This is a genomic window from Streptomyces silvisoli (assembly GCF_029269905.1).
GTDB lineage: Bacteria > Actinomycetota > Actinomycetes > Streptomycetales > Streptomycetaceae > Streptantibioticus_A > Streptantibioticus_A silvisoli_A.
Map to the genome: position 1 here is coordinate 61496 of NZ_JARJBC010000009.1, position 25239 is coordinate 86734.

27 protein-coding genes are annotated in these 25239 nt (G+C 71.0%); 9 read left to right on the forward strand and 18 right to left on the reverse strand.

The window, feature by feature from the left end:
- Positions 1-128 precede the first annotated feature (128 nt).
- The 5 genes from P3G67_RS16340 to P3G67_RS16360 all read right to left on the reverse strand — a co-directional run bounded on the left by P3G67_RS16340 (position 129) and on the right by P3G67_RS16360 (position 5020).
- Complete coding sequence (locus P3G67_RS16340) at positions 129-821, reverse strand: DUF5063 domain-containing protein (RefSeq protein ID WP_269855229.1); 693 nt, start codon at positions 819-821, stop codon at positions 129-131.
- Positions 822-946: 125 nt separating this feature from the next.
- Positions 947-1546 carry a recombination mediator RecR gene (gene recR / locus P3G67_RS16345; protein WP_269855230.1) on the reverse strand — a complete coding sequence of 200 codons (600 nt, stop codon included), beginning with the start codon at positions 1544-1546 and terminating at the stop codon, positions 947-949.
- A gap of 43 nt (positions 1547-1589) precedes the next feature.
- Positions 1590-1925, reverse strand: coding sequence for a YbaB/EbfC family nucleoid-associated protein (locus P3G67_RS16350; protein ID WP_276094152.1), 336 nt, complete (start codon positions 1923-1925; stop codon positions 1590-1592).
- A gap of 172 nt (positions 1926-2097) precedes the next feature.
- Complete coding sequence (locus P3G67_RS16355; RefSeq protein WP_276094153.1) at positions 2098-4371, reverse strand: DNA polymerase III subunit gamma and tau; 2274 nt, start codon at positions 4369-4371, stop codon at positions 2098-2100.
- 70 nt (positions 4372-4441) lie between these two features.
- Positions 4442-5020 (reverse strand): HhH-GPD-type base excision DNA repair protein, encoded by a 579-nt coding sequence (locus P3G67_RS16360; RefSeq protein ID WP_276094154.1) that lies wholly within the window; start codon positions 5018-5020, stop codon positions 4442-4444.
- An 88-nt stretch (positions 5021-5108) separates the two neighbouring features.
- Here P3G67_RS16360 and P3G67_RS16365 point away from each other — a divergent pair, with 88 nt between their 5' ends.
- Entirely contained in the window at positions 5109-6257 is a 1149-nt protein-coding gene (locus tag P3G67_RS16365) for a PP2C family protein-serine/threonine phosphatase (protein ID WP_276094155.1), read from the forward strand.
- A gap of 29 nt (positions 6258-6286) precedes the next feature.
- Here P3G67_RS16365 and P3G67_RS16370 read toward each other — a convergent pair whose 3' ends face one another.
- From P3G67_RS16370 to P3G67_RS16380, 3 genes are all read right to left on the reverse strand, one after another.
- Entirely contained in the window at positions 6287-7147 is an 861-nt protein-coding gene (locus tag P3G67_RS16370) for a geranyl diphosphate 2-C-methyltransferase (RefSeq protein ID WP_276094156.1), read from the reverse strand.
- A gap of 52 nt (positions 7148-7199) precedes the next feature.
- Positions 7200-8471, reverse strand: a complete 1272-nt coding sequence (locus P3G67_RS16375; protein WP_276094157.1) for a family 2 encapsulin nanocompartment cargo protein terpene cyclase — start codon at positions 8469-8471, stop codon at positions 7200-7202.
- A gap of 65 nt (positions 8472-8536) precedes the next feature.
- Positions 8537-9946 (reverse strand): family 2B encapsulin nanocompartment shell protein, encoded by a 1410-nt coding sequence (locus tag P3G67_RS16380; protein WP_276094158.1) that lies wholly within the window; start codon positions 9944-9946, stop codon positions 8537-8539.
- 383 nt (positions 9947-10329) lie between these two features.
- Between P3G67_RS16380 and P3G67_RS16385 the strand changes: the two genes are divergently transcribed.
- Positions 10330-11646, forward strand: coding sequence for a glycoside hydrolase family 3 N-terminal domain-containing protein (locus P3G67_RS16385; RefSeq protein ID WP_276094159.1), 1317 nt, complete (start codon positions 10330-10332; stop codon positions 11644-11646).
- Positions 11647-11757: 111 nt separating this feature from the next.
- Here P3G67_RS16385 and P3G67_RS16390 read toward each other — a convergent pair whose 3' ends face one another.
- The 4 genes from P3G67_RS16390 to P3G67_RS16405 form a co-directional block, all read right to left on the reverse strand.
- A complete protein-coding gene (locus P3G67_RS16390) occupies positions 11758-12264 on the reverse strand; it encodes a sensor histidine kinase (RefSeq protein ID WP_391858271.1) in 507 nt (168 codons plus the stop codon).
- 68 nt (positions 12265-12332) lie between these two features.
- Entirely contained in the window at positions 12333-13106 is a 774-nt protein-coding gene (locus P3G67_RS16395; RefSeq protein ID WP_276094160.1) for a trypsin-like serine peptidase, read from the reverse strand.
- 305 nt (positions 13107-13411) lie between these two features.
- A complete protein-coding gene (locus tag P3G67_RS16400; protein WP_276094161.1) occupies positions 13412-14206 on the reverse strand; it encodes a putative protein N(5)-glutamine methyltransferase in 795 nt (264 codons plus the stop codon).
- Between the two features lie 211 nt (positions 14207-14417).
- On the reverse strand, positions 14418-15176 hold the full coding sequence (locus P3G67_RS16405; protein WP_276094162.1) for a GntR family transcriptional regulator: 759 nt from the start codon (positions 15174-15176) through the stop codon (positions 14418-14420).
- A gap of 116 nt (positions 15177-15292) precedes the next feature.
- On the opposite strand from P3G67_RS16405, the gene P3G67_RS16410 reads away from it, so the two are divergent.
- Genes P3G67_RS16410 through P3G67_RS16420 form a run of 3 tightly spaced genes read left to right on the forward strand, consistent with a single transcriptional unit; the run spans position 15293 to position 16898 of the window.
- The gene (locus P3G67_RS16410; protein WP_276094163.1) at positions 15293-15532 is read left to right on the forward strand and encodes a hypothetical protein; all 240 of its coding nucleotides are present in this window, start codon (positions 15293-15295) and stop codon (positions 15530-15532) included.
- Between the two features lie 56 nt (positions 15533-15588).
- Positions 15589-15723, forward strand: a complete 135-nt coding sequence (locus tag P3G67_RS16415; RefSeq protein ID WP_276094164.1) for a hypothetical protein — start codon at positions 15589-15591, stop codon at positions 15721-15723.
- Positions 15720-16898 (forward strand): protein-L-isoaspartate(D-aspartate) O-methyltransferase, encoded by a 1179-nt coding sequence (locus P3G67_RS16420; protein ID WP_276094165.1) that lies wholly within the window; start codon positions 15720-15722, stop codon positions 16896-16898. Before P3G67_RS16415 ends, P3G67_RS16420 begins: the two co-directional genes overlap by 4 nt.
- Positions 16899-17036: 138 nt before the next feature.
- Here the strand turns inward: P3G67_RS16420 and P3G67_RS16425 are convergent, their stop codons facing one another.
- Positions 17037-17618 (reverse strand): TetR/AcrR family transcriptional regulator, encoded by a 582-nt coding sequence (locus P3G67_RS16425; protein ID WP_276094166.1) that lies wholly within the window; start codon positions 17616-17618, stop codon positions 17037-17039.
- Between the two features lie 84 nt (positions 17619-17702).
- Here P3G67_RS16425 and P3G67_RS16430 point away from each other — a divergent pair, with 84 nt between their 5' ends.
- From P3G67_RS16430 to P3G67_RS16445, 4 genes are all read left to right on the forward strand, one after another.
- The gene (locus tag P3G67_RS16430) at positions 17703-18584 is read left to right on the forward strand and encodes an SDR family oxidoreductase (RefSeq protein WP_276094167.1); all 882 of its coding nucleotides are present in this window, start codon (positions 17703-17705) and stop codon (positions 18582-18584) included.
- Positions 18585-18843: 259 nt separating this feature from the next.
- Positions 18844-19431: a hypothetical protein gene (locus P3G67_RS16435; protein ID WP_276094168.1), complete on the forward strand. Its 588-nt coding sequence runs from the start codon at positions 18844-18846 to the stop codon at positions 19429-19431.
- Positions 19432-19522: 91 nt separating this feature from the next.
- Positions 19523-20728, forward strand: a complete 1206-nt coding sequence (locus tag P3G67_RS16440) for a sensor histidine kinase (RefSeq protein WP_276094169.1) — start codon at positions 19523-19525, stop codon at positions 20726-20728.
- The gene (locus P3G67_RS16445; protein ID WP_276094170.1) at positions 20725-21411 is read left to right on the forward strand and encodes a response regulator; all 687 of its coding nucleotides are present in this window, start codon (positions 20725-20727) and stop codon (positions 21409-21411) included. Before P3G67_RS16440 ends, P3G67_RS16445 begins: the two co-directional genes overlap by 4 nt.
- Positions 21412-21438: 27 nt before the next feature.
- On the opposite strand, the gene P3G67_RS16450 is transcribed toward P3G67_RS16445, so the two are convergent.
- From P3G67_RS16450 to P3G67_RS16470, 5 genes are all read right to left on the reverse strand, one after another.
- Entirely contained in the window at positions 21439-22659 is a 1221-nt protein-coding gene (locus P3G67_RS16450; protein ID WP_276094171.1) for a metallophosphoesterase, read from the reverse strand.
- Positions 22660-22984: 325 nt separating this feature from the next.
- Entirely contained in the window at positions 22985-23188 is a 204-nt protein-coding gene (locus P3G67_RS16455) for a PLDc N-terminal domain-containing protein (protein ID WP_276094172.1), read from the reverse strand.
- Positions 23185-23526, reverse strand: coding sequence for a hypothetical protein (locus P3G67_RS16460; protein ID WP_276094173.1), 342 nt, complete (start codon positions 23524-23526; stop codon positions 23185-23187). The genes P3G67_RS16455 and P3G67_RS16460 overlap by 4 nt, the downstream gene beginning before the upstream one ends.
- A 70-nt stretch (positions 23527-23596) precedes the next feature.
- Positions 23597-24226 (reverse strand): DUF3887 domain-containing protein, encoded by a 630-nt coding sequence (locus P3G67_RS16465; protein ID WP_276094174.1) that lies wholly within the window; start codon positions 24224-24226, stop codon positions 23597-23599.
- 582 nt (positions 24227-24808) lie between these two features.
- Positions 24809-25072 carry a hypothetical protein gene (locus P3G67_RS16470; protein WP_276094175.1) on the reverse strand — a complete coding sequence of 88 codons (264 nt, stop codon included), beginning with the start codon at positions 25070-25072 and terminating at the stop codon, positions 24809-24811.
- Between the last annotated feature and the right edge of the window lie 167 nt (positions 25073-25239).

Sequence of the window (25239 nt, forward strand, 5' to 3'; positions counted from 1 at the left end):
TACACCGCGTATGTATCACAGTGTGAGACGCAAGGCTCACTCCGTGATCAGCCGCTCAGCCGCTTGCGCGCCGGATCCTGCCCGCTACGAGCCGCGACACACGGAGACGTAAGCCACGTCACAACCGCTCAGCCCTTCTGGCCGCCGAGACGGCCACCGATCTCGGCGGCCATCACCTTCCCCGCCTCCTCGGCGAGCTGGTCCTCGCCGACCGAGTCGTCCGTGTCCAGACCGTCCAGCTCGTCCAGCGGCGAGTCCAGCCGGACATGGGCGACCAGGGACTGCAGGGCGCGCAGCGAGGCGCTGGCGGTCGGCCCCCAGTTGGACAGGTACGAGAACTGCCACCACCACAGCGCCTCGCTGACCCGGCCCTCCCGGTAGTGCGCCAGACCGTGGCTGAGGTCGGTGACCACGTCCGCCAGGTCGTCGGAGATCCGGCAGGCGACCGGCATGCTGCGCGGTACGTACGGATCGAAGACCTCGGAGTAGACGTCCACCGGCTCAAGCAGCGCGGCCAGCCGCTCCCGCAGCTCGTCGGCGTCCGGCTCCGGACCCACGTCCGGCTCGTAGCGCTCGTCCGGAACGATGTCCTCATGGGCGCCGAGGCGGCCTCCGGCGAGCATCAGCTGGGAGACCTCAAGGAGCAGGAAAGGTACGGCGCTGTCGGGTTCATCGCCCTTGGCCACTTCGCGCACCGCGACGATGAAGCTCTCGATCTGGTCGGCGATCTGGACCGCGAAGTCACCCGGATCCCCGGACTGCTTCGGGTCGCGCGCCTTGAACGGGCCCGTGCCGCCGTTGCGTACTGCGGTGTCAGACATCGAACAGTCGTCTCCCTTCGAAGGCACGCCCAACCGTGACCTCGTCGGCAGCAGTATGTTCCGCGTCCCTCGCACCGCTCGACCCCGGGGGGTTTACGCGTCGCTGAACGCTCCCTGGCATGACATCACACATCGAGCAGCCGCCTCCCCTCGAAGGCCCGGCCCAGCGTCACCTCGTCCGCGTACTCCAGGTCACCGCCCACCGGCAGACCGCTGGCCAGCCGGGTCACCTTCAGGCCCATCGGCTTGACCATGCGGGCCAGATAGGTGGCGGTCGCCTCACCTTCGAGGTTCGGGTCGGTGGCCAGGATCAGCTCGGTCACCGTGCCGTCCGCGAGCCGGGCCAGCAGCTCCCGTATCCGCAGGTCATCGGGGCCGACGCCCTCGATCGGGCTGATCGCGCCGCCGAGCACGTGATAGCGGCCCCGGAACTCCCGGGTCCGCTCGATCGCGACAACGTCCTTGGGCTCCTCGACCACGCAGATCACCGCGGGGTCGCGGCGCGGGTCCTGGCAGACCCGGCACTGCTCGCTCTGCGCGACGTTGCCGCAGACCGCGCAGAACCGCACCTTCTCCTTGACCTCGGTGAGCGCGTGGGCGAGCCTGCGCACGTCCGTGGGATCCGCCTGAAGGATGTGGAAGGCGATCCGCTGCGCGCTCTTGGGACCGACGCCGGGAAGCCTGCCCAGTTCGTCGATGAGGTCCTGGACCACGCCTTCGTACACGGAACGCCTTCTCTCTACGGTGTGCGGTTGTGCGGGCCCGCGGTCAGAACGGCAGACCCGGAATGCCGCCGCCCAGGCCCTGGGCGAGCGGGCCGAGCTTCTGCTGCTGCAGCTCCTGCGCCTTGCCGTTGCCGTCCCGGACGGCGGCCAGGATCAGGTCGGCGAGGGTCTCGGTGTCCTCCGGGTCCACCGCCTTCGGGTCGATCACCAGGCCGCGCAGTTCACCGGCGCCGCTGACCGTCGCCTTCACCAGACCGCCGCCCGCGGTGCCCTCGACCGCGGCCTCGGCCAGTTCGGCCTGCGCCGCGGCGAGGTCCTGCTGCATCTTCTGCGCCTGCTGCAGCAGCTGCTGCATGTTCGGCTGACCACCGGGGATCACGGGTTCGCTCCTGCCGTCCGTACGACTACCTATTACGTATGCGCGAGCCTACGTGCTCGAACGGCGCAGCGCGCTACGCCGTGCGGAGGACGGGCGTGGCGGCGGGGCGCGGCGCACACCCGCCTCGGCACCACGCTTTCACGGCCGGCGCCGAAGCGGAACCGACGCCCGCTCACTCGTTGGTGATCTCCTCGATCACCGTGGCGCCCAGCTCACGCACGATCAGGTCGTGCCCGGTCAGCGCCGTGTCGTCGAGATCGGGGTCGTCCTCCTCCGGGATGTCGTCCTCGATCGCGACCCGCGGCGGCGCCTCGGGCGCGGGCGCGGCGGACTGCGCCGGTGGTACGGGCTCGGGCCCGGCCGGAGCCGCGGGCCGCGCCGGTGCCGGGGCGGGCGCCGCGGGGCGCGGGCCGCCGCCGAAGCCGCCGCCGGACGGGCCGGCCGGTGCGCCGCCCCCCGAACCGCCGAAGCCGCCGGAGGACGCCGGGCCGCCGCCCTGGGCGGGGCCGCCCGCGCCGCCGGACGGGTCGACGATCGCCTCGATCTTCCACTGCAGGCCCAGCGCGTCGCTGACGGCCTGCCGCAGCACCTCGTCGCTGCCGCCGTTGACGAAGCTGTCGCGGGCGCCGGGGTTGGCGAAGCCGAGTTGGAGCGTGCTGCCGTCGAAGCCGACGACCTGGGCGTTCTGGCTGAGCAGGATCCAGGTGAAGCGGCGCCGGTTCTTCACCGCCTCCAGGATCTCCGGCCACATCTGGCGCACCCGGGACGGATCGCCCACCGGCGCGCCGCCGGGGGCCGCCGCCGCGGGCTGCGGGGCGGGCGCCGGGGTTGCGGGGGCGGCGGGGGCGGCCGGTGCCGTCGCGGTGGGCCAGGCGCCGGGGCGGGTGCCCGCGGCGGGGGTGCTCGGCCGCGGTTCCGATGCGGCCGAGGGCTGGGTGCCGGTCGGCCAGGAGCCGGGGGCGGCGGGCGCGTCGTCCTGGCGAGGGCGCGCCGCGGAGGGCCACGCGCCGGGCGGAGCGGCCGGTTCCGCGGCAGCGGGAGCGGGGGCCGGAGCCGGGGCTGGAGCAGGAGCGGGGGCCGCCGGGGCCGGGCTGGGCGCGGCGCTCTGCGGCTGCGGCGCGGCGGGCGGCTGCGGCCCGGCGCCCGCCGGGCCCGTACCGCCCTCCGGGCCGGCGCCCGCACCAGGCCGGACCGCCGCCCGGGCCGCGGCGGGGCCGGAGGAGACGCCTCCCGCGTGCGCGTCGCCGACCGGTGCGTGACCGGCCGAGGGCGCCGCCAGTCCACCGGCCAGCGCCTGCCGTTCAAGACGGTCCAGCCGGGACTGGACCGAACGCTCGTCGCCGTACGCGGCGGGCAGCAGCACCCGGGCGCAGATCAGTTCGAGTTGCAGCCGGGGCGAGGTGGCGCCCCGCATCTCCGTCAGCCCGGCGTTGACAAGGTCGGCCGCGCGGCTCAGCTCCGCGGCGCCGAAGACGGACGCCTGGGCCGCCATCCGCTCCACCACGTCGACCGGCGCGTCGATCAGGCCCTTCTCGCCCGCGTCCGGCACCGCCGCCAGGATCACCAGGTCACGCAGCCGCTCCAGCAGGTCGGCGACGAACCGGCGCGGATCGTGGCCGCCCTCGATGACCCGGTCCACCACCTCGAACGCCGCCGCGCCATCGCCCGACGCGAAGGCGTCCACGATGTCGTCGAGCAGCGCGCCGTCGGTGTAGCCGAGCAGCGCGGTGGCCATCGCATAGGTCACCCCGCCCTCTCCGGCGCCCGCCAGCAGCTGGTCCATCACCGACATCGAGTCCCGCACCGAGCCCGCGCCGGCCCGCACGACCAGCGGGAACACCCCGTCCTCGACCGGGATCGACTCTCGCTCGCAGACCTCCGCCAGGTAGTCCCGCAGCGTGCCGGGCGGCACCAGGCGGAACGGGTAGTGGTGGGTGCGCGACCGGATGGTGCCGATGACCTTCTCCGGCTCGGTGGTCGCGAAGATGAACTTCAGGTGCTCCGGCGGCTCCTCGACCACCTTCAGCAGGGCGTTGAACCCCGCCGAGGTGACCATGTGCGCCTCGTCGATGATGTAGATCTTGTAGCGGCTGGACGCGGGCCCGAAGAACGCCTTCTCCCGCAGGTCACGCGCGTCGTCCACACCACCGTGCGAGGCGGCGTCGATCTCGATCACGTCGATGGAGCCCGGCCCGCCGCGCGCCAGGTCGCGGCAGGACTGGCACTCGCCGCACGGGGTGGGCGTCGGCCCCTGCTCGCAGTTCAGGCAGCGGGCGAGGATCCGCGCGCTGGTCGTCTTGCCGCAACCGCGTGGACCGCTGAACAGGTACGCGTGGTTGACCCGGTTGTTCCGCAGCGCCTGCTGCAACGGGTCGGTGACGTGTTCCTGCCCGATGACCTCGGCGAAGGTCTCGGGACGGTAGCGGCGGTACAAAGCGAGCGACACGCCTACGACGATATCGGGGCGCACTGACAACCGGAGCCGCACCGGAGGATCTCGAACCCTCCGGCAGCCCTCACGCCTTCTTGGCGGCCCGCTTCGCCTCCTGCTTGTAGGCGCGGACCTTGTCCAGCGTCTCGGGGCCGGTGATGTCGGCCACCGAGCGATACGAGCCCTCCTCGCCGTAGGCCCCGGCCGCCTCCCGCCAGCCTTCGGGGCGCGCGCCGAGCTGCTTTCCCAGCACGGCCAGGAAGATCTGTGCCTTCTGCTTGCCGAAGCCCGGCAGTTCGCCCAGCCGCCTGAGCAGTTCCCGACCGCTGTCGGCGTCGCGCCAGATCCTGGTGGGGTCGCCGTCGTAGTGCTCCACGAGGTACTGGCAGAGCTGCTGGATCCGTTTGGCCATGGCCCCCGGATAGCGGTGCACGGCGGGCTTCTCGGACAGCAGCGCGGCGAACGCCTCCGGGTCCTGGGCGGCGATCTCCCGTGCGTCCAGGTCGTCCGTGCCCATCCGCCGCGCGATGGTGTACGGGCCGGAGAACGCCCACTCCATGGGGACCTGCTGGTCGAGCAGCATGCCGATCAGGAGGGCGAGCGGGCTGCGACTGAGCAGTTCGTCGGCCTCTGGCCGTTGGGCCAGGTGGAGGGTGGCGGTCATTCCTCCATGCTGGCAGTCGTCCCGAGCGCGCGCCGGTCAACACGCGCCTGCCCGGGGGCCCGGGGCTTGCCCGGCCTACACTGCACGCGTGGGCAGGGCACCCCGTCCGCCGCGCCGGAGGCGTTCCATCGAGCCGGCCTCGAATCCGTACGAGACCCTCTCGACCGTCGCGCTGCTGGCGTTCGCCGCGGTGGTGGTGGGGCTCGATCTGGCCACCAACCGGCGGGACTGGATCAGTGTGATGCTGCTGGTGGTCCCCGGCCTGGCCGCCAGCGTCTGCTCGGTGCGCCGTACCGCCGCGTTCAGCGCGCTGATCATGCTCATCCTGACGCTGCTCTACGGTGTTTCGCCGAAGTACGGGGACACCCTCGGCGACTGGCTGACCATCGCCGCCGCCGGTGTGATCGGGGTGATCTGCGTCGCCGTGTGCCGCTACCGACTGCGCCGCGAACGCGCCCTGGTGGAGGCCCGGGTCACCCTGCGCGTCCTACAGCGCACCCTGCTCCAGCCGCTGCCCATGCGCGCCCCGGACGTGGAGATCCACGGCTTCTACGCCCCCGCGAAGGCCGAGGCCCTGGTCGGCGGTGACATCTACGACGCCGTGGAGTCCCCGTACGGCACCCGGCTGCTGATCGGCGACGTACAGGGCAAGGGGCTGGACGCGATACAGGCCGGGGCCGCGGTGCTCAGCGCGTTCCGGGAGTCCGGGTACTACCTGCCGACCGTCGCCATGGTGGCGGACCGGCTGGAACAGGCGGTGACCCGGCACAACCGCCGCGCGGTTCGCTCCGGGCAGGAGGAGCGCTTCGTCACCGCGCTGCTCGCCGAGTTCGCCGCCGACGGCGCGGTACGGCTGATCGACTGCGGCCATGTGGCCCCGCTGGTGGTCGCCGACGACGAGGTGCACGAGTTGGAGTGCGCCGCCCCCGGCGTCCCGCTGGGCCTGGCCGACCTGGTGGGCCAGGAACGCGCCGTGCGCCGCATCGACCTGCGCGAGGGGGACCTGCTGGTGCTGTGCACCGACGGAGTGCTCGAAGCCCGCGACGCCACCGGCACCTTCTACCCGCTGCTCGCCCGGCTCGCCCACTACACCCCGGCCGAACCAGCCGTCGTGGCCCACGAGTTGCGCTCCGACCTGGAGCGCTACGTCAACGGCCACCTCGGTGACGACGCGGCGGCCCTGGTCGTGATCCGCCTGGCGCCCGTCGGCGACGACCCTGTACAGGGGCCCGACTGACGTCAACCGGGCCCCTGTTCAGGCCGCCGTCAGATCCGGTCGGCGGCGATCAGCAGATAGTGGAAGCTGCCCTCGCGGTACGCGGTCAGGAACGGGTCCTCGATCCCGGTGGCGACCGAGCACTTGGCGCGCAGCTCCCAGTAGGGGATGGTCTGCGCGGTCAGGTCGACGACGTTGATCGGCACCAGGTTGTTGGCGGTGAGCGCCTTGAAGTACTCGCTCCTGGGGTGGATGTTGCAGGTGTAGTGCTCGTCGATGCGGCTGACCGCCTTGGAGCGGCCACCGGTGACATCGTTGTAGCAGCCGGTGATGCACACATAGCGGCCGCCGTGCTCCAGCAGCCGGGAGAACTCCGCGTACAGCTCGAACAGGTCCACGTACATGGTGGTCTCGTTGGTCCAGATCGCCCGGCGGGAACCGGTGTCGAACCCGGTGTCCAGCATGTTGCGGAAGTGGAACCGGACCTGGTCGGCCACTTGGCGCCGCTTCGCCTGCTCGTTGGCGAAGCCCACCTGGTACTCGGAGATGGTCACCCCGTCCACCTGGCAGCCGAAGCGCTGGTTGGCCATGATGCTGGTGCCGCCACGGCCGGAACCGGCGTCCATCAGCCGGTCGGTGGGTGCGATGGCGCCCAGGTGGTCGAGGAGGACATCGGCCTGTGCGGTCTCCAGCCGGTGCAGTTCCTCGATGATGCGCTGGTCCCGGGTCTCCTGCGGCCCTTCGAGGACCGACGGGTCGTAGTCGCCCAGGCCGTAGTGGTGGTGGTAGAGGCCGTCGACATCACCGAGCCGCAGGTTCACCGGGTCCTGCTGGTTGTCGTTCCAGTACGCCGCCACGGACTTCTGGAAGGCGGTGCGCAGGACGGGGGTGGCGGGCACGGTCGTGGTCATCGGTGAACTCCTTCGAACAAGTGGGGAGTTGATGTCGCGGAAGGCGCCGCGCTCAGGCGGTGTCCCCGCCGTTGTAGCGCGCGGTGCCGCTGTGCCATTCACGGTTGCCGCCGAGCCAGGCCCACACTCCGGCCAGATAGCGGCGCAGCGCTGGGGAACCGGTGAGGCTGAGGGCGGCGGCCTCCGCCTCGAAGGAGCGGACGAGTTCGTCATGGATCTCGACGCTGCGCTCGACCGCCTCCCGCTCGGAGCACTTCTCCTGCACGGCGATCAGCTTCGGCAGGTTGAAGTTCGCCGCGCAGTCGTCGTCCTCCTTGGCCATCGAGTACAGGTCGTTGACCAGCGTGCTGGCGGTGGCGGCCATGGAGACCGCGCGCCGCACCCTGGGCTCGGCGTACTCGGCGTGCGGTAGTTCGTAGCCGCCGACCGCGTCGGTGATGGTGATGCACGGCAGGAAGCTGTTGAACTGCCGGGCCACCAGGTACTCCCAGACCGGTGGGGTACGCCCCGCGGTGCGCCAGGACGCCTCCCCGTCGAAGGCCACGAACAGCGCGCAGATCTCGTGCCGCAGCCGGGCTGTCTGGGACCAACTGGCGTACCGGGCAAGGTGTTCCAGTGCGGAGCGCAGCGCCACCAGGACCGGGTCGCACCGCATCGCCCGCTCGACGTCGGGGGTGTAGCGCACCGGTGGATGGGCGGGGTCCACCGCCGCGTAGCCCACCACCAGGCGGGCGCCCAGCAGTTGCGGCGCGGCACCGGCGGACTCGTCGTCGCAGTAGTGGTCGTCGACGGCCCACTCGGCCAGCGCGCACTTGGCCGCGGCGAGGAGCCGGTCGGGGTCGTCGGAGTCGGGGTGGGTGAGCATGATCAGCCGTCCGAAGTCGGCGGCCCCTAGACCCTCCAGCCGCCCGGCGTAGATGCCGGTCTCCCGCGCCCACTCCAGCAGCCGGTCGTTGACCTCGTCCCCGAGCGCCGGGTCGTCGCGCAGCGGGGGCGGACAGTACAGCTCCGGGACTGTCGAGGCCCGGCCGCTCCTCATGGCTGAGGTGCCCGGCCCCGTTGGCGCGCTGGACAGATGGCGGACCCTCGGTCCGCCGTCGTGCGCCGCGGAACCGGCCGTGTACAGCGTCAGGATCCGCGCGGCCGACGTGCCCAGGCCGGCGGGACCCGCGGTGAACCGGAGCGGCTGCGGTGCCGGTACGGGCCGCCGCGCCTGGCGCAGCTCCCGTGGAGCGGCACCTTCCGGGTTGGCCAGCACGGCGGCCACCAGATGCGCCAGGTCGTGTACGGCCGGTGGTGCGGACACTCGGGAGAGCAGGGACACCGTTCCTCCTTGAGTTCTTCACGGCCAGTTCCTGACGGCACGTCAGTGGCGGCCCCCACCGGACATCACACCCGGGAGCGGGCGACCTCGACGTTCTCCAGCACACCGAGGGCGTCCGGAACCAGTACGGCGGCCGAGTAGTAGGCGCTGACCAGGTAGGAGATGACGGCCTTGTCGTTGATGCCCATGAACCGCACGTTCAGGCTGGGCTCGTACTCGTCGGGGATGCCCGTCTGATGCAGGCCGATCACGCCCTGGTCGTCCTCGCCGGTGCGCATCGCCAGGATGGAGGTGGTGTGCCCGTCGGCGATCGGGATCTTGCCGCACGGGAAGATCGGCACACCCCGCCAGGAGGGCACCTGGTGGCCGTTGACGTCGACGCTGTCCGGGTAGATGCCGCGGTTGCTGCACTCCCGGCCGAACGCGGCGATCGCCCTGGGGTGGGCCAGCAGCAACCTGGTGCTGCGCCGCATGCTCAGCAGGTCGTCCAGGTCGTCCGGGGTTGGCGGCCCCGAATGGGTCTGGATCCGCTGGTCGTTGTCGGCGTTGTGCAGCAGGCCGAACTCGCGGTTGTTGACCAGCTCGTACTCCTGGCGTTCACGCAACGCCTCGACGGTGAGCCTCAGTTGCTGCTCGATCTGGTCCATCGGCTCGTTGTAGAGGTCGGCGACCCTGCTGTGCACCCGCAACACGGTCTGGGCCACGCTGAGTTCGTACTCGCGCGGGGCGAGTTCGTAGTCCACGTACGTACCAGGCAGTTCGTGCTCGCCCTCATGGCCCGCGGCCAGCTCGATCTCGGCCTCGCCGCGCTTGTTCGTCGGCTGCTGGGCGTCGGCGATGAACCGGAGGATCGCGGCCCGCAGCTCTTCGGAGCGGTCCGCCAGCCTCTGGAAGGCGGGCCAGGGCAGAACCATCAGGGTGCTCGCGGTGGCGGCCTTGGCGGTACACGCCCAGTTGGCGTCGGCCTGCAGCAGCGCCTCGTCACCGAGGTGGTCGCCGTCCGCCAGCACGCCCAGGACGCTGCTCTCGCCGTACTTGCCGCGGCCGATCTTGTTGATCTTGCCGTGGGCGATCAGGAAGACCTCGTCGATCGGCTGGCCCGCCTCGACGATCACCTCGCCCTGCTGGAAGTCCCGTTGGGTGAAGCGGGACGCCAGTTCCTCCAGCAACTCGGTGTCCTCGAAGCCGCGCAGCATCGGAACCTCGCGTAGCGAGGGCGGTACGACCCGCACCTCGGCTCCGGTCTTGACGAAGCTCACCCGGCCGCGGCCGATGGCGTAGGTCAGGCGGCGGTTGACCCGGTAGGTGCCGCCGTGCACCTGCACCCAGGGCAGCATCCGGATCAGCCAGCGCGAACTGATGCCCTGCATCTGCGGCTTGGACTTGGTGGTGGTCGCCAGGTTCCGCGCCGCCGCGGTACTCAGGCTGAGCCGCGTCTGGTCTTCCGTGTGCCCCGGTTCGGCTGCGATCGACATCTGTAGCCCTTCCGTTGGATGACGGACCCGGGAAGGCCCCACACCGGGCGGGCAGCCCGTCGTGAACACCGTCCGCGTTCAGAGAAAAGCGGATGGTGAGATCACCGTTCAATGGCGTACGGACGCACGCCTACGCGCACGAGGGCGCACAGACAACGCCTGCCTCCCTCGTTACGCCCCCTCGATCATGTTTGGCGCTGGGCGCCCCAGGCCAGTGATGCCGGGCTCCGCATGCGAATCCCGAAATTCTGTGTTCCGCTGGACGGACCTGCTGATGAACGCGTCCCCGCGGGCGGACGAACGCGGTCCGAGGAGGCTTCGGCCGTGCCGTGCGGCGGTGGAACGCCGAGACCCGACCTTCGACAAGGCAAGGGGGCTCCCTCGTGCCAGTGCCGTGTACTCCCTCGCCCAGTCGCCCGCGCCGGCCGCGGGCCGCCGCCGTCCTGCTGCTCGGGGTGGTCCTGCCGCTCACCGCCTGCGGCGGCCGGGCCACCCACACCGTCCCCCGGGCACCGAGCACCCCGGGGTCGCCGACGACCTCGGGCGCACTGGGGTCAAGTCCGGCCAACACACCGGGGGTGACCCAGTTGCCGCACGCCAGCAGTCCACCGCTCACCGCCGCGTCGACCGAACAGACCGCGCAGACCGCCGGATGCGTCGACCGTGTCATGTCGCAGATGTCCGCCGCCCAGCGCGTCGGACAGCTCCTCATGAGCGCGGTCAGCACCTCCGGGATCACCTCGGCCGAGTCCGCCGCGCTGCGCGCGCATGACGTCGGCTCGGTCATCCTCATGGGACACAGCAACGGCGGAGCCCAGAAGATCCAGAGCATCACCGGCCAACTCCAGTCCATGGCACCGGCGATCGGCGGCACGAACGTGCAACTGTTCACCGCCGCCGACCAGGAGGGCGGCAAGGTCCAGATCCTGACCGGACCGGGCTTCTCCACCATGCCGAGCGCGGTGGTGCAGGGGCAGTGGCCGCCGTCCCAGCTCCAGAGCCAGGCGGCCGTCTGGGGACGGCAGTTGCGCGCCGCCGGGGTCAACCTGGACCTCGCGCCGAGCGTCGACGTGGTCCCGGCGAGCATCGGCACGCAGAACGCGCCCATCGGCGCGCTGTCCCGGGAGTACGGCGACAACCCGACGACCGTCTCCCGGCAGAGCGGCGCGTTCATCCGCGGGCTGTCGCAGGCCGGGGTGGACGCCACCATCAAGCACTTCCCCGGGCTCGGGCAGGTGCGCGGCAACACCGACTTCACGGCGAACGTCACCGACGGCCTCACCGCGCGCAACAGCCCGAACCTGGAGACGTTCCGCAACGGGATCAGGGCCGGGGCGCGGTTCACGATGATCTCGTCGGCCATCTACACGCTCATCGATCCCCACAACCAGGCGGCGTTCTCCTCCGTGGTGATAAGGGACATGCTCCGCGGCGACCTGGGCTTCAACGGCGTGGTCATATCCGATGACCTGGGGCACGCCGCCGCCGTGCGGGCGGTCCCGGTCGGCGACCGGGCGCTGCGGTTCCTCGCGGCGGGCGGCAACATGATCCTGACGGTGGACTCGTCCACGGTCGGGCCCATGGCCAACGCCATCCTGAGCCGCCTCGGCAGCGACGCGGCACTCCGCGCCAACGTGGACGACAGCGTGCGGCGCGTCCTCACCGCGAAGATGGAATCCGGCCTGCTGCGCTGCGGCTGACGCCTTCGGCACGGTTCCGGTGGTGCGGTGGTTCCGCGCCACCGGAACCGCGCCGTGTGAGTTGCTCGCCGTCGCGGCGGTCGTCTCTGGAGGCTTGTCCCCGGCCCCCGTTCACCGGGTTCCCGAAGAATCCGCCCTGGAGGGAATGCTCACCCTGAACAGGGCGCCCCCGCCCGGGGCCGTCTCCAGGTGGGCGGTGCCGTGGTGGGCGCAGACCAGGGCCGAGACTATGGCGAGGCCCAGCCCCGCGCCGCCGCCCTCCTGGCGGCTGCGGGAGGCGTCGACGCGGTAGAACCGCCCGAAGACCCGCGATGCCTGCTCAGGCGTCAACCCCGGTCCGTGGTCGGCCACTTCGAGTACACCGTACCCACCGGCCGTGCCCACCCCGATACGTACCGGTGTCCCCGGCGGGGTGTGCGCGACGGCGTTGCTGACGAGGTTGGCGACCACCTGCCGCAGCCGGGCCTCGTCGCCGAGCACCAGCGCGGGACCGGGCGGCGCGTCCGCACCGCCGGGACCGGTGAGTGAGACCGGCCGGGTCGGGTCGAGCGCCGTGGTGTCGTGCAGGGCGTCCGCCCTGCCGCCCCCTGCTCCCCCAGCACGGCAACCCCTCGGCAACGGCCGGTCCCTCGGCCTGAGGACCGGCCCGCGCGCCCGGCTCGGGGGGGGCGCCACCAAGCCGGGCGTCAGGCCGAGACGGCCTGGTCGTACAGGGACTTGACGCTCTGGCCGAAGGCCACGCTGTAGGAGACGTCGGCGGTGTTGCCGCCCCGCTGGTAGCCGCCGATGACACCGATCACCTGACCGGAGGCGTTGACCCAGGGGCTGCCGCTGGTGCCACCGGTGAAACCGGTGCAGTAGATCCGCAGTTGGGTGCTGCTGTAGGCGGAGACGCGGTTGGTGCAGGTGATAGGCGTCTGCGTGGTCTCCGGGTAACCGGTGATCGTGACCGGGGAGTCCGCACCCTGTCCGATCCCCAGCGGGTAACCACCCACCACCGACTGGATGTTGCGGCCGTTCAACGGCTCCACCACCGCGAACGCCACATCGTGGTCCTGGTCGGAACCGGTCGACCACTGCGAGTCGACCACGATGCGCCGCAACCGCCAGACGCCGTACGGGGCCTTCCCGTCGTGGTAGCCCGGGACGAACACGTCCGACATCGACCCCAGACAGTGCGCCGCGGTCACGATCACGTTCCCCCCAGGGCTGTTCACCACGCTGGCGGTGCAGTAGTGCGACCCGTTCAGGCCGCCGCTGAAGACCGCCCCGATCCGCGGATCTATCTGGGAGACCGGCACGGTGTGGGAGACACCGGGGTCCGCGCCGACGGCGGACAGCGGGGTGGCGTCGGCCGCATCGGCCGCCGTGATCTTCGGGTCAGCAAGCTGACTGGCGGTGGCGATGCCACCGCCAGTCGCGAACGTACAGGCCACGACCGTCGCAACGGCCCATGGCAAGGGCCTGATACGGCTGGGCTTGCTATGGCGTGCTCGCCTGGAACCGCGCATGACCGACACCTCACGTCCCTGTTCTTCGTGCGTAACCAAACGATCACCCGACGCGCTGAGACCGAGATGTGAGGCATGTGAGAGTCACGTGATTTCGTTGTTACAGCACGCCGCAACAACGATTTTCCAGGGGTGAGGCCCCCAAACCTGCTGTCGCGCGACGTCTTTCCGGGGGCACGCCCCCGGCGCCCCGTTTCCGGGGACGCGCGCCCCCGGGCCCCGCTGGGCGCGCCCCGGCGCCCACGGTCCGCAGGTCAGGACTTCGCCGGACTCGTGCCGATCACAACCGTTGCGCCCAGGTCCTCGCAGCTCGTCACCCGGACCGTGAGCCCCGCCGCGGTGAACGCCTCGGCGGTGCGCGGAGCCTGGCGTTCGCTGGTCTCGATCAGCAGGTGGCCGCCCGGCGCCAGCCACCCCGGTGCGGCGGCGGCCACCCGGCGCTGGACCGCCAGACCGTCCGCGCCCCCGTCGAGTGCCACCCGTGGCTCGTGCTCACGGGCCTCGGGCGGCAACAGGCCGAGCGCGCCGGTCGGCACATAGGGCACGTTGGCCACCAGTACGTCAACGTGCCCCCGCAGCGCGGCGGGCAGCGGCTCGTACAGGTCGCCCTCGTACACCCGCCCGCCCGCGCTGGCGACATTGCGCCGCGCACACCGCACCGCCGCCGGATCGATGTCGGCGGCGTGCAGCTCGACCCCGGCCACGGCGGCGGCCACCGCCGCGCCCACCGCGCCGGAACCGCAGCAAAGGTCGACCACGGTCCGCCCGGCGGCCACCCTCACCGCCTCACGCGCGAGGAACTCGGTGCGGCGGCGAGGTACGAACACCCCGGGGTCCACGCCTATGCGCAGCCCGCAGAACTCCGCCCAACCCAGGACGTGTTCGAGCGGCAGGCCGGCAACCCGCCGCTCCACCATGGCGGCGAGTTCGGCCGGAGTCCCTGCCGTGGAGATGAGCAACCTCGCCTCGTCCTCGGCGAAGACACAACCGGCGGCCCGAAGCCTGCTGACGATGACGGGTTTGTCAAGAGATGACGCGCAACGCGACATGGGAGCCTTTCGAACGACGAAGGGCGCCCTCCGGTCCCACCTACACCAGGTGAACCGTACAGCCGTGGAACGAGGGCACCCGGCCTGCTACAGCGGTAATGGGTCCCACCTCCTCGGTCGCGTGCCTACTGGGGTCGGCAACGATACCCGAACGGCACCGGGTGCCCGCCCGGTTCTCACCGGGGGAGCCGGGCCGCCCCGGCGGAGCGGGCTAACCGTGACGGATGTCGATCTCGTAGGCGATCTCCCACCGCACATCCGGCACGGTGATGTCCGCCGTCTCGACGGCGCGCCCGTCCGTCGCGTAGTAGGTCCGCTCGATGTGCAGCAGCAGATCACCGGGGGCGACCCCCAGCAGCGCGGCCTCCGCCACCGTCGCCCGCCCCGGCCGGGGCACCTCCAGCGCGGTCTCCACCTCGATGCCGATGCTCCGCATCCGCTCCACCACGCCCTTGCCCGCCAGCGGCCCCAACTCCGGTAGCACGATGGGCGTGTCACCGGTGATCGCCATCGGCTCCCAGCTCTCCGAGAGCTGCACCGGCTGGCGGTCCGCCAGGAACTCGTACGTGGTGCGCACGCACGGATCCCCCTCGGCGATGCCGAGCCGCTGCGCGATCCGCGCGGGCGCGGGAGTGCGCGCCTCGCTGTGCGACTCCCACCCGGCGTCCCCGCCCTGCTCCCGCAAACCGGTGCGGAACGGGCTGCCGCCACGCTGCTCACGGTGCCGGGTACGGAGCATTCGCCTGCGCTCCCGCGGCTGCCGCACATACGTACCGGAACCCGCGCGCCCCTCCAGCAGCCCCTCGACGATGAGCCGGTCAACCGCACGCTGCGTCACATTCCGGCCGACGCCGTACTCCTCGGCGAGCTGGGCCCGGGACGGCAGCCGCCCGCCCTCCGCCCATTCACCTCGCTTGATGCGGGCGCGCAGGTCCTCGGCGACTTCGAGATATGGGGCCTCGCGTGCCATCCGCGGTCTCCCGGCTGCCGGTTGGTGCTCTCTGCCGTTGACAAAGCTACTGCAAGAGGTCCAATCTACTTAAGTAGCCTCACGATACGTGATCACCCGCTCACCTGGGACATTCCGTGCGTTCACCCGAATCCCGCGCCCGTGAAGTCGCCGAACGACTGACGGTCGCGACCGGCAACGAGGCGCGAACCACCGAGACCCCGGATGCCATCCGCATCGAGGTCGACGTCCCTGCCGAGATCCCGGCGGAACTGCTCAGGGCCATCGTCAGCGCGCTCGGCAGCGCCGACCGCTACGGACATGACCACACGGCCACCACGGGCGTGGCCTGGGCGGAGATCACACGGCTGCCATGACCCCGAAGGCCCGGCGCCCGCCGGGTCGCGCCGAGGCACGACCGAGGAGGGACCCCATGGAGTTCACCCCGTTACCGCCGCACGCCGACGGAGGCGACGACAGCACCCCCGGCCAGCCCTGGCAGCCGCCGCAGGAGCCGCCGAGCCCGGACGGCGGCAGCCCCGAGGGCGACGGGAAGCACCGCAAGTGACGTTGAGCACCGGGAAGCAGGAGCGGCCCGCTCGCACCGAGTTGGGCCGCTCCCTCCTCAAGTCGGCCGTCATGCACAGCGATTGGCGACCCGCGTTCGAGGCGGTGGACCGGGCCGCGTTCCTGCCCGAGCTGATGTGGCCGTACGACATGGCCACCTCGCGCAGCGACACGGTCGACCGGCGCACGGACCCGGACGGTTGGTACGCGTACGCCGACAGCGATGTGCCGATCACCACCCAGTGGGACGACGGCGCCCACGAAGGTCCGGCGCCGGGGCGGGTCGCCACCTCCTCGTCCTCCGCGCCGAGTGTGGTGTTCGCCATGCTGGCCGCCCTCGACCTGGACGACGGCATGTCGGTACTGGAGATCGGCACCGGCACCGGCTGGACCGCGGCCCTGATGACGCACCGGCTCGGCGGCACCGGCGTCACCACCATCGAGGTGGACGCCACCGTCGCCGACCGGGCCAGAGCCGCCCTGCACGCCACCGGATCACATCCCCGAGTCCGCACCGGCGACGGCCTGTTGGGCCACTCGGGCGGCGCCCCGTACGACCGGACCGTCGCCACCTGCGGCATGCGGAGCATCCCTTACGCCTGGATCGAGCAGACCGCGCCGGGCGGCCTGATCGTCGCCCCCTGGGGCACCCACTACGCCAACCGCGACACCCTGGTGCGCCTCACCGTCGCACCGGACGCGAGCGCGTGCGGACACTTCACGCGGCCGGTCGAGTTCATGAAGGCCCGTGCCCAACGCCTGGTGCGACCACCGCACTCGGCCTACCTGCCGGACGGCTTCCCCGGCGACGCCACGGCCACCACAACCACCCTCACCGCCGCGGACGGCTTCGCAGACCGCTTCGGCCCGTTCGCCTTCGCCGCCGGGCTGAGGGTCCCGGACTGCGCCTGGGCGGCCGACGAGCGCGACGGCGACCACAGCGTGTGGTGGTACGGGCTGACCGACCGCTCCTGGGCGGCGGTTCTGTTCCGGCGCGGCGCCCACGAGTCCACCGTGTACCAGGCGGGGCCGCGTCGTCTGTGGGACGAGGTCGAGGCGGCTTGGCACTGGTGGACGGGCGAGGGCCGCCCGTCCCCCGAGCGCTTCGGCCTGACGGTCACCCGCGAGGGCCAGCGGGGCTGGCTGGACGACCCCGAGAACTCCTGGCCGCTGTAGCGACGGCTCAAGTGGCGTGCCGCGCCGCCGGTTTCACGCCAACCGCCTCGTACCCGCGGAACGCGGCCACGCACACCGTCAACACCACCGCGAAGACCGGCAGCCAGGCGAGCCGGGCCAGGAGAGCGGCGGCTGCCGCTAGTGAAGCTCTGCGGCCGCCGCGCGGAGTTCGTCGAACGCGGCCCGCGTGTGGGTCACCAACTCGCCGGGGTCCTCGTCGCGGGCGGGGTCGGCCCAGCGGGCGTACCCGCGCTTGAAGGCGAGCACGCCGATTTCGGCGGCCACCTGCGCCGCGGGTTCTGCGACATCCCGTCGCTTCAGCGCATCGACCATCGCCGCGGCCATGCCGATGCTCTTCAGGGCTTCGCGATTCCGCAGCTCCTCGTTCGCCTCGATCGCCGCGCGCAGCAGCGGGCCGAGTTCGCGGTTGAACGATGTCATCTCGCCCGACGCGCGCTCCAGGCCGGCCGCGACGGCCATCATCGGCGTCGCGTCCGCCGGAGCGGTGTCGATGCCCTCGGCCAGCAGGCGGCTCAGGGCCTTCTGCCCCGCCGTGAGGATCTCCCGCTTGTCCGCGAAGTGGCGGAAGAACGTGCTCCGGGTGAGCCCCGCACGTTCGGAGATCTGGGCAACCGTCGTGTCGTCGTAGCCCTGCTCGGCGAACAGGCCGAGCGCCGCCACGACCAGGCGCTGGCGCGAATCCGGCTTCCATCTCGGCATGGGATCAGCCTAGACGATGCGACACGTGTCGCATCACGGTGTACGGTGATGAGACATCAGTCGCATCACGTCTTGGAGCTCGCCATGCGCGTCTTCATCACCGGCGGAACGGGCCTGATCGGCTCGGCCGTCGTCGCCGAACTGCTCACCGCAGGCCATTCGGTCACCGCCCTCGCCCGTTCCGACGCCGCTGCGGCACGTGCCCAAGCCGCCGGCGCGGACGTACTCCGTGGAGGACTCAGCGACCTCGCGGTGCTGCGCACCGGCGCGGAGCAGGCAGACGGAGTCATCCACCTCGCCTTCAGCAACGACTTCAGCTCGCCCGACGCACTCGCACAAGGCATCGCCGAAGAAGGCGCCGCGCTCGCGACGCTCGGCGACACCCTCGTCGGCACGGACCGGCCGCTCGTCACCGTGTCGGGCACGCCCCCCGTTGCGGGACGCGCATCGACCGAGGACGACCCGCTCCCGACCAGCGGACCCGTCGGCGGACGCAGCCGGTCCGTGGCCCGCACACTCGAACTCGCCACGCGCCGCGTGCGCACCTCGGCCGTACGGATGCCGCGCACAGTCCACAACCAAGGCCAGGGCGGGTTCGCCGGGCTGCTCACCGACATCGCCCGCCGCACCGGCATCGCCGGCTACCCCGGAGACGGCACACAACGCTGGCCAGCCGTTCACGCGCTCGACGCCGCCGCCTTGTTCCGGCTCGCCCTGGAGAAGGCTCCGGCCGGAAGCTCGTGGCACGCCGTCGCCGACGAAGGCGACGCGGTACGCGACATCGCCGCAGTCATCGGACGGCGGCTCGGCCTACCCGTCGAGTCGGTGCCGCAGGAAACATTCGGTCCCCTCGGCCCGATCTTCGCGACCGACCAGCCCGCTTCCAGCGCGCACACCCGTGCCGCTCTCGGCTGGAAGCCGACGCACCCGAGCCTGCTCGACGACCTGGAGAACATCGAAGCCTGAGACAACTGCCGTACGTACCAGCGGTCACGGAAACCCCGGACTCGCTCGTTCGCGGAACGGGGCAACCCTGCCGGCGGCGCGTCGAACAGCTCAGTGATCCCCGGATTCGACCTCGTCTGCAACCAGGTGGGAAGTGGCCGTCGGCGGCCGTGGTCCGAGGGGGTGGACCACGGCCTCCACCCCCCGGGCCCGCGTCCCCACCCGGTAACCGGCCCGGGGGCCGATGGCAGGGCCGGGCGTTGTAGCGAGTGTTGACGCCATGACAGCGAACATCGTGATCCTGCAGCTGGCGATCCTGACCGTGGTGCTCGAGTCCGATCTCGGCCGCCGCAAGATCGGTTGGTTCCGGGTGGCACGGCCGATCGTCGGCGTCACCCTCATCGTGCCGTTCTTCTTCACCTCGCTGCCCACCGGCGGGAACGACCTGCTGCTGCAGGGCGTCGGCGCGCTGACCGGGGCGGCGCTCGGGCTGTTCTCGGTCTGCCCGCTACTCGTGTCCGTCGACTACCAACCGGATTGGCGACGCCGTTGGCCGCGCACCTCGCCCACCTCAGGCAGGCCCGCCGCGGTCAGCCGCTCGGGGGCCGGTTACGCGGTGGTCTGGATCGCCGTGACCGCCGCTCGGCTCGGCTTCGCCTACGGCGCCCAGCACATCTTTCCAGTAGGGCTCGGCGTGTTCCTGACCACCAACCACCTCAGCGACGCCGGTCTGACGAACGGCTTCATCTTCCTGTCAGTGGCCATGAGTGTGTTCCGCAGCCTGGGGCTGTGGGCGCGAGGCCGGGCGCGCCTGGCCCAGGCCGGCCCGGTCGTGGGCGCCGCGCCCGCGATGGGCGGTGCACGGTGATCTTCATACCGTTGCTCAGCCTGATCGTCCGCGCTGTTCGCGCGCTGCGGGCGCGCTCGTCAGGCACAGCATCCTGGGATAATCCGGATTGATGAGTATCACCAGCAGGTTCCGCCCGGCTGCGGAGCATCCCGGGATCGGGCTGAGTGGCATGATCCCCGATCCGCGGGCGCGCGCCGCGACCATGCTGGCGGGACTGGGCGTGTCGCTCTGGGTGAACGTCGCCGCACTGCCCGCCGCCCCGGGGATCGTTGCGCCCGTTGCCATGGCTGTCGCCGCGGTGGCCTGGCTGGTCCTGATCGGCGGCACCCGAGGTGCGCACGTGGCCGCCGTCGTCGCGGTGCTGTGCGCGGCCGGGGCGGTGATCGCCGTCACTGACATCAATGGGCTGATCTTCACGGGCGTCGCGGCGAGCACAGCCGCCGTCGCGTTCGATCCGGTCGCCGCCCTCGTACTGTCCATGGCCGGTCCCGTCGCCTACTGCCTCGCAGCGGTCGCCCACGGGCCGTTTCCCGGCCGCCTGCTGGGCACCGCCGCGGTGGCCCTTGCCGGGCTGGTGGCCGGTGCGAGCCGACGCGAGATCGACCAGCGTGCCCGGCACAGCGCGCTGGTCGCCACCGAACGCCGGCGTGCCGAGGTCGCTCGGGCCGAGGCGGAACTCGCCGGTGAACGCATCCGACTCGGCCGCGAGTTGCACGACGTACTCGCCCACACCCTCGGCGCCCTGTCGATCCAGCTCACCGCGATCGACACCGTTGCCCGCAAAAACACGCCGCGGCAGAACCTCATCACACAGATCGAGCTCGGCCACGAGCTGGTCAGCACGGGCCTGGACGAGGCGCGCCAGGCCGTCCGCGCACTGCGCGGCGAGAGTGCACCGCTGGCCGCGCGGCTCGAACGGCTCTGCGAGCTCCATCAGGCAGAGTTCGAAGTGGACGGCAACCAACGGGAGTTCGATGCCGACAGCACGCTCGCGCTCTACCGGCTCACCCAGGAAGCACTGACCAACGCCGCCAAGCACGCCCCCGGCACGCGCGTGAGCGTACGTGTCGGCTTCGGGCCGCGGGACGTGACCGTCCAAGTAAGCAATACGAGCCCTGACCCGGTCCTGGACACGCCCAGGGCGCTGCGCGCGAGCGGCGGCGGGTTCGGGCTCAAGGGCATGAGGGAACGCGTGGAACAGGCGGGCGGCGAGCTCCAGGCAGGCCCCACGCCCGACGGCGGATGGCGGGTCGCCGCACGCATCCCCTATCGACAGGGCGACCTGGGCGACCGGAGCAACGGGAGTGACCGATGAGCCCCACACCGATCTCCGTGATCATCGCCGACGACCATCGGGTCGTTCGCGAGGGTCTGGCCACCATCCTCGGCGCCATGGAGGGGGTGCGGGTCGCGGGGTTGGCCGTGGACGGTGCGCAGGCCGTCGATCTCGCCGTTGAGCACAGGGCCGACGTGGTCTTGATGGACCTTCACATGCCCGGCGTCGACGGCGTCGAGGCCACCCGCCGGCTCAAGACGGAGCATCCGGACACGGCCGTCGTGGTGCTCACCACGTATACCGACGACGACTCCATCCTCGCCGCACTCGAAGCCGGTGCCACCGGCTATCTGACCAAGAACGCCTCCGCCGCGGACATCCACCGCGCCATCGAAGCCGCCGCCTCCGGCCATGCCATGCTCGACCCGCTCGCCGCCGCCCGCCTGATCCACGCGGCCCGCCGCGACGACCCTGGCCACGCCGTGAAGGACGCCGCCCTCCCTGACGGCCTCACCGAGCGCGAGGCCCAGGTGCTCGGCCTGATCGCGCAGGGCCTGTCCAACGCGGAGATCGCCGCCAGGCTGTACCTGAGCCGCTCCACGGTGAAAAGCCACATCAATCAGATCTTCACCAAGACCGGCAGCCGCGACCGCCCGCAGGCCATCGTGTACGCACACCGCCATGGCATCGGGGCTCAGGAGGATCCGGCCCAGCGGAACTAGGACTTGTCCGGCCGCTCACGCCGCTCGCTAAGGTCGGGCCGACGGTGGACGCCTGATGCGTGCGGTGGAGTTGAGTCGCGCGGAAGCGGTCGCGCTCGTGCAGCGGATCGCCGACATCCCGCCCGACCGCAGCGTGAGCAGCATGATCTCGCTCGGTGCGAAGATCCTGAAGGGCGGCCCCCAGAAGCCGGTGCCCCGGCTGGTGTAGAGCTGGGTCCGCTCCCCATGTCGGCTCAGGCCGTGCACCACCGGCTGGTCGATCCGGACGAGGAAGTTGAACGGCCAGATCTGGCCGCCGTGGGTGTGCCCGGAGATCTGCAGGTAGACGCCGGCGGCAGCGGCCTGCGGGACGTACTTGGGCTGGTGAGCGACGAGCAAGATCGGCAGGTCCGGGTCCGCCCCGATCAGCGCGTCGGGCAGGTTCGCGCGGTGCCCGGCCTGGCCGGAGGACTCCGCGGTCACGTCGTCCACGCCCGCGAGCACGAGGGAGTCCCCCCTGCGTTCCACCACGACATGGCGGTTGTGCAGCGGTTCCCAGCCCAGTTCCGCCATGCGGTCCAGCCAGCCCTGGGCCTCCCCGGAGTACTCGTGGTTCCCCGTGACGTAGACCTTGGCGAGCCGTGACCGGATTGTCCCGAGCGGCGCGGACTGCTCCCGGCGCTGGACGGGCGTTCCGTCGGCGATGTCGCCGGCGTGGACCACGACGTCCGCGTCGAGCGTGTTGACCACCCCGGCAACCCGCGCCGACCAGGCCGCACGGTCGATCGGCCCGTAGTGGGTGTCGGCCAGCACGACGACACGGGTGCCGTCCAAGCCGCGGCCGAGCCGCGGGAGGTGGACGTCCAGCCGCCTCACTCGGGGCACGCGCATGGCCTCGTAGTGTCCCCAGGCGAGCAGCCCGGCCGAGACCACAGCGACAGCGACAGCGACGATCCTGGCCCGGTCGACGCCGCCGACATCGAGCCCGATCAGCACGAGCTGCACCAAGCCACCCAACACTGACCAGGTGAACAACACCCAGACCATCCCGAGGGTGGTGTCCGCCACGCGAGCGGCCCGGTCGACCCGCCGTGGCCCGTGGCCCGCGACCATCAGAAAGGGGAAGGAGACCATCCAGGCCGCGAAGACAACCGTGCCGGCCAGGAAGACCGGCAACGGCCAGTCGACGCCGGAGGCGAACAACGTCCACCAGGGCGGGAGGCACAGCACCACGAGGACGAGGACGACCACGGCCAGCCGCCGACGCATCGATCGCCGAGGCGTCCCGCTCTCGGCCGGACTCTCGCCACTCGGAAACGGCGCCGCCCCGACCTCAGGACGGGCGGCGGCCTCCGTCCCCCAATGGTCCGACCGAACGTGCGACTCGACGGATTCGCTCTCTGTCACTGCGCCACCCCTCACGTCCGTCGGCCCACCCTCGCTCCCTATCATCCGGCAGACGCCGGCTGTTGAAATCGTCCGGGTCCGGTCTCGTCAATTGGCCCGGAGCCGCCTTGACTTCCGCCTCCGTTCGCCCCGAGAGCCCAGGCTGTCGACGCACCCGCACCTTGTTCGTCGATACAACTTGCCGCGGTCACCGATCTTCGCTGCAGCCGAATCTGAGGTAGGCGAGCAGGCCGATGATGTTCCCGAAGGCGCAGATGGCCAGCCACACCTGCGGGGGGAACTGCCGTGTGCGCGGGTGTCGCGAAATGTCGATCATGCACAGGATGGCCGGGAGGATCGCGATCAGTGGCACGATCGCGACCCACGCGGTCTCGTTGGCCGACCCGGTCATCTGCCGGTGCCGCGTGCGGTGAGGATGCGCTCGACGGCGCCCGGGTCATCGGGGGTGATCGTGGGACGGACGCGGTGTCCGACGTCGATCACAAGCGCCGCGTCCTTCTTGGGGCGGTGCGGATCGAGGTTCCACCAGTGCACGAAGTCCCCTGAACCCCAGATCCGCCACTTGCGCACCCTGTTCGTACCCGTCAGGGGAAGCCTCTTGACACCCCTGATCGAGGTGTAGCGGATGCGCCTCGCTCCCCAGAGGTAGTAGCGGCGGATGGTCAACCCTTGGTCGTCACAGACGATCTGGCCGTCCTGATAGGCCACTGCTGCGGGTTCGCGGCTCATCCGAACCTCCTGGTACTCAAGGACCCGCCACCTGCAGGTCCGTCTTCCGGGCCGGGCGCGGGGTGAGGTTTCACGGGGTCTCAGGTGTGAGGATGACGATCCCGGCGACCTTCTCGTCGGTGTCGAAGGCGACGCGGGCCTTCATGTCGCCGGCCTCATAGCTCAGCGGGATGTCCACCACCGTGTGGTCACCGATGCGCCGGACGAACGGCTCTCCCTCGCCGAATCCCTCGAACACACCGACGAGACCGGTGACCGTGGCCAGGCCGTCGGCCCGAACCTCGTCGGTGAAGGCTTCCAGCACCTGTGCGTTGAAGGACTGCCTGGCTTCGTCCATGCGCCCTTCGAGGACGGCCGTGACGATCGTGAACGCCCGATCCGCGGCGTCGGCCATGCGGACTGTTTTGTCCATGGGTTCTCCGGTCCGGGGATCGATGGGCTTGCCGAACCGCTGGAACGCGGCCTGGCGGGTGACACCGAGCAGGTCCCCGATCTCCTGCCAGGTGTGACCGGCATCCCTGCACTGCTGCACGCACAGCCTGAGCACCTGCTCAGCCAAGTCGTCCACGCCCCGGGCGCACTGAACCAGGTCAAGGTAGGCGGGCGACGCCAAGGGGCTGCTCAACGCCCGAGCGAGCGCCGAGGCGTGCTCGGCCAGGCGGGTGCTCAGCTCGGTGAGAGTGCGAGGAGAGTCGGCCACATGTAAAGGATGCCTTTACACATCACTTCACGTCAAGGGATCCTTTACAGGCAACGGCCGGGTTGGCTCAGTCGCGTCCCGCATCGGCCGCTCGCGCGATCCGCAAGTCCTGACGCTTGCCGCTCAACGAGGGCGGCACTGTGCATCAGTTCGCCCGCCTTCGGGTCACTGCGCAGCCGCTCACGGCCAACTGAGACCAATGCTGAAACCAGCCAACGACGAAGCCCCCGACCGGGATCCGGTCGGGGGCTTCGTTTCCACTGTTCAGTAGTGGCAGAGGGGACGAGATTCGAACTCGCGAGGGAGCGGGCGGGGGCGTTCCGACCCGGGGCGGAGTGGCTCACGCGAGGGGCTCTGGACGGGGCCGGACAGGGGAGAATGAGACCGGAACCGAGACCCCCGGGCCTACGGTTTCCCCGACCGAGAGGGCCATCGGCGCGCGAGTGGACCGCTTCGGGACTCCAGCGAGCACTAGCGGCCCAGCCCATTGCCACTCGCGCCCTGCGCCTACCGGGGCGGGCAAGGGCATAGCGAGGAATGCCCGAGGTCGCAGATTTTGCGCGCCGAGTCGACTTCCTGCAGTCAGTCCCGCTTCGACGCCTGCCCTTCCTGCTGGGCAAGGATCCGCTGCTCGTGGTAGCGCAGAACATCCCTCCGGTACTTCAAACGCCCTGCAGTCGTAATAACCAAGGCAATGACCGCGCCTATCCCGATATTCCTCCAACTGGGATCAGCGGCCATCGAACCGAAGCCCAGCACAAAGCCGACAGCTGGATACCACGACGAGAACTGTGGGCGGTCGTCCGCCACGATAGTCACCACTTTCCCTATCAGGGCTGCGCCCATCTACTTCGGGCTGTCCAGCCCATGCTCGTCAGCCTAGCCCTGGTCCGCGCACCACCAGCACGGGCGAACTGAATTTATCGGCGCGGGCGCGGCGAATCAGGAAAAGGTTCGCACTCGGTACGCGCGCCCCGCAATCACAATACCGACCGGGAGGCCGGTATTTGAAG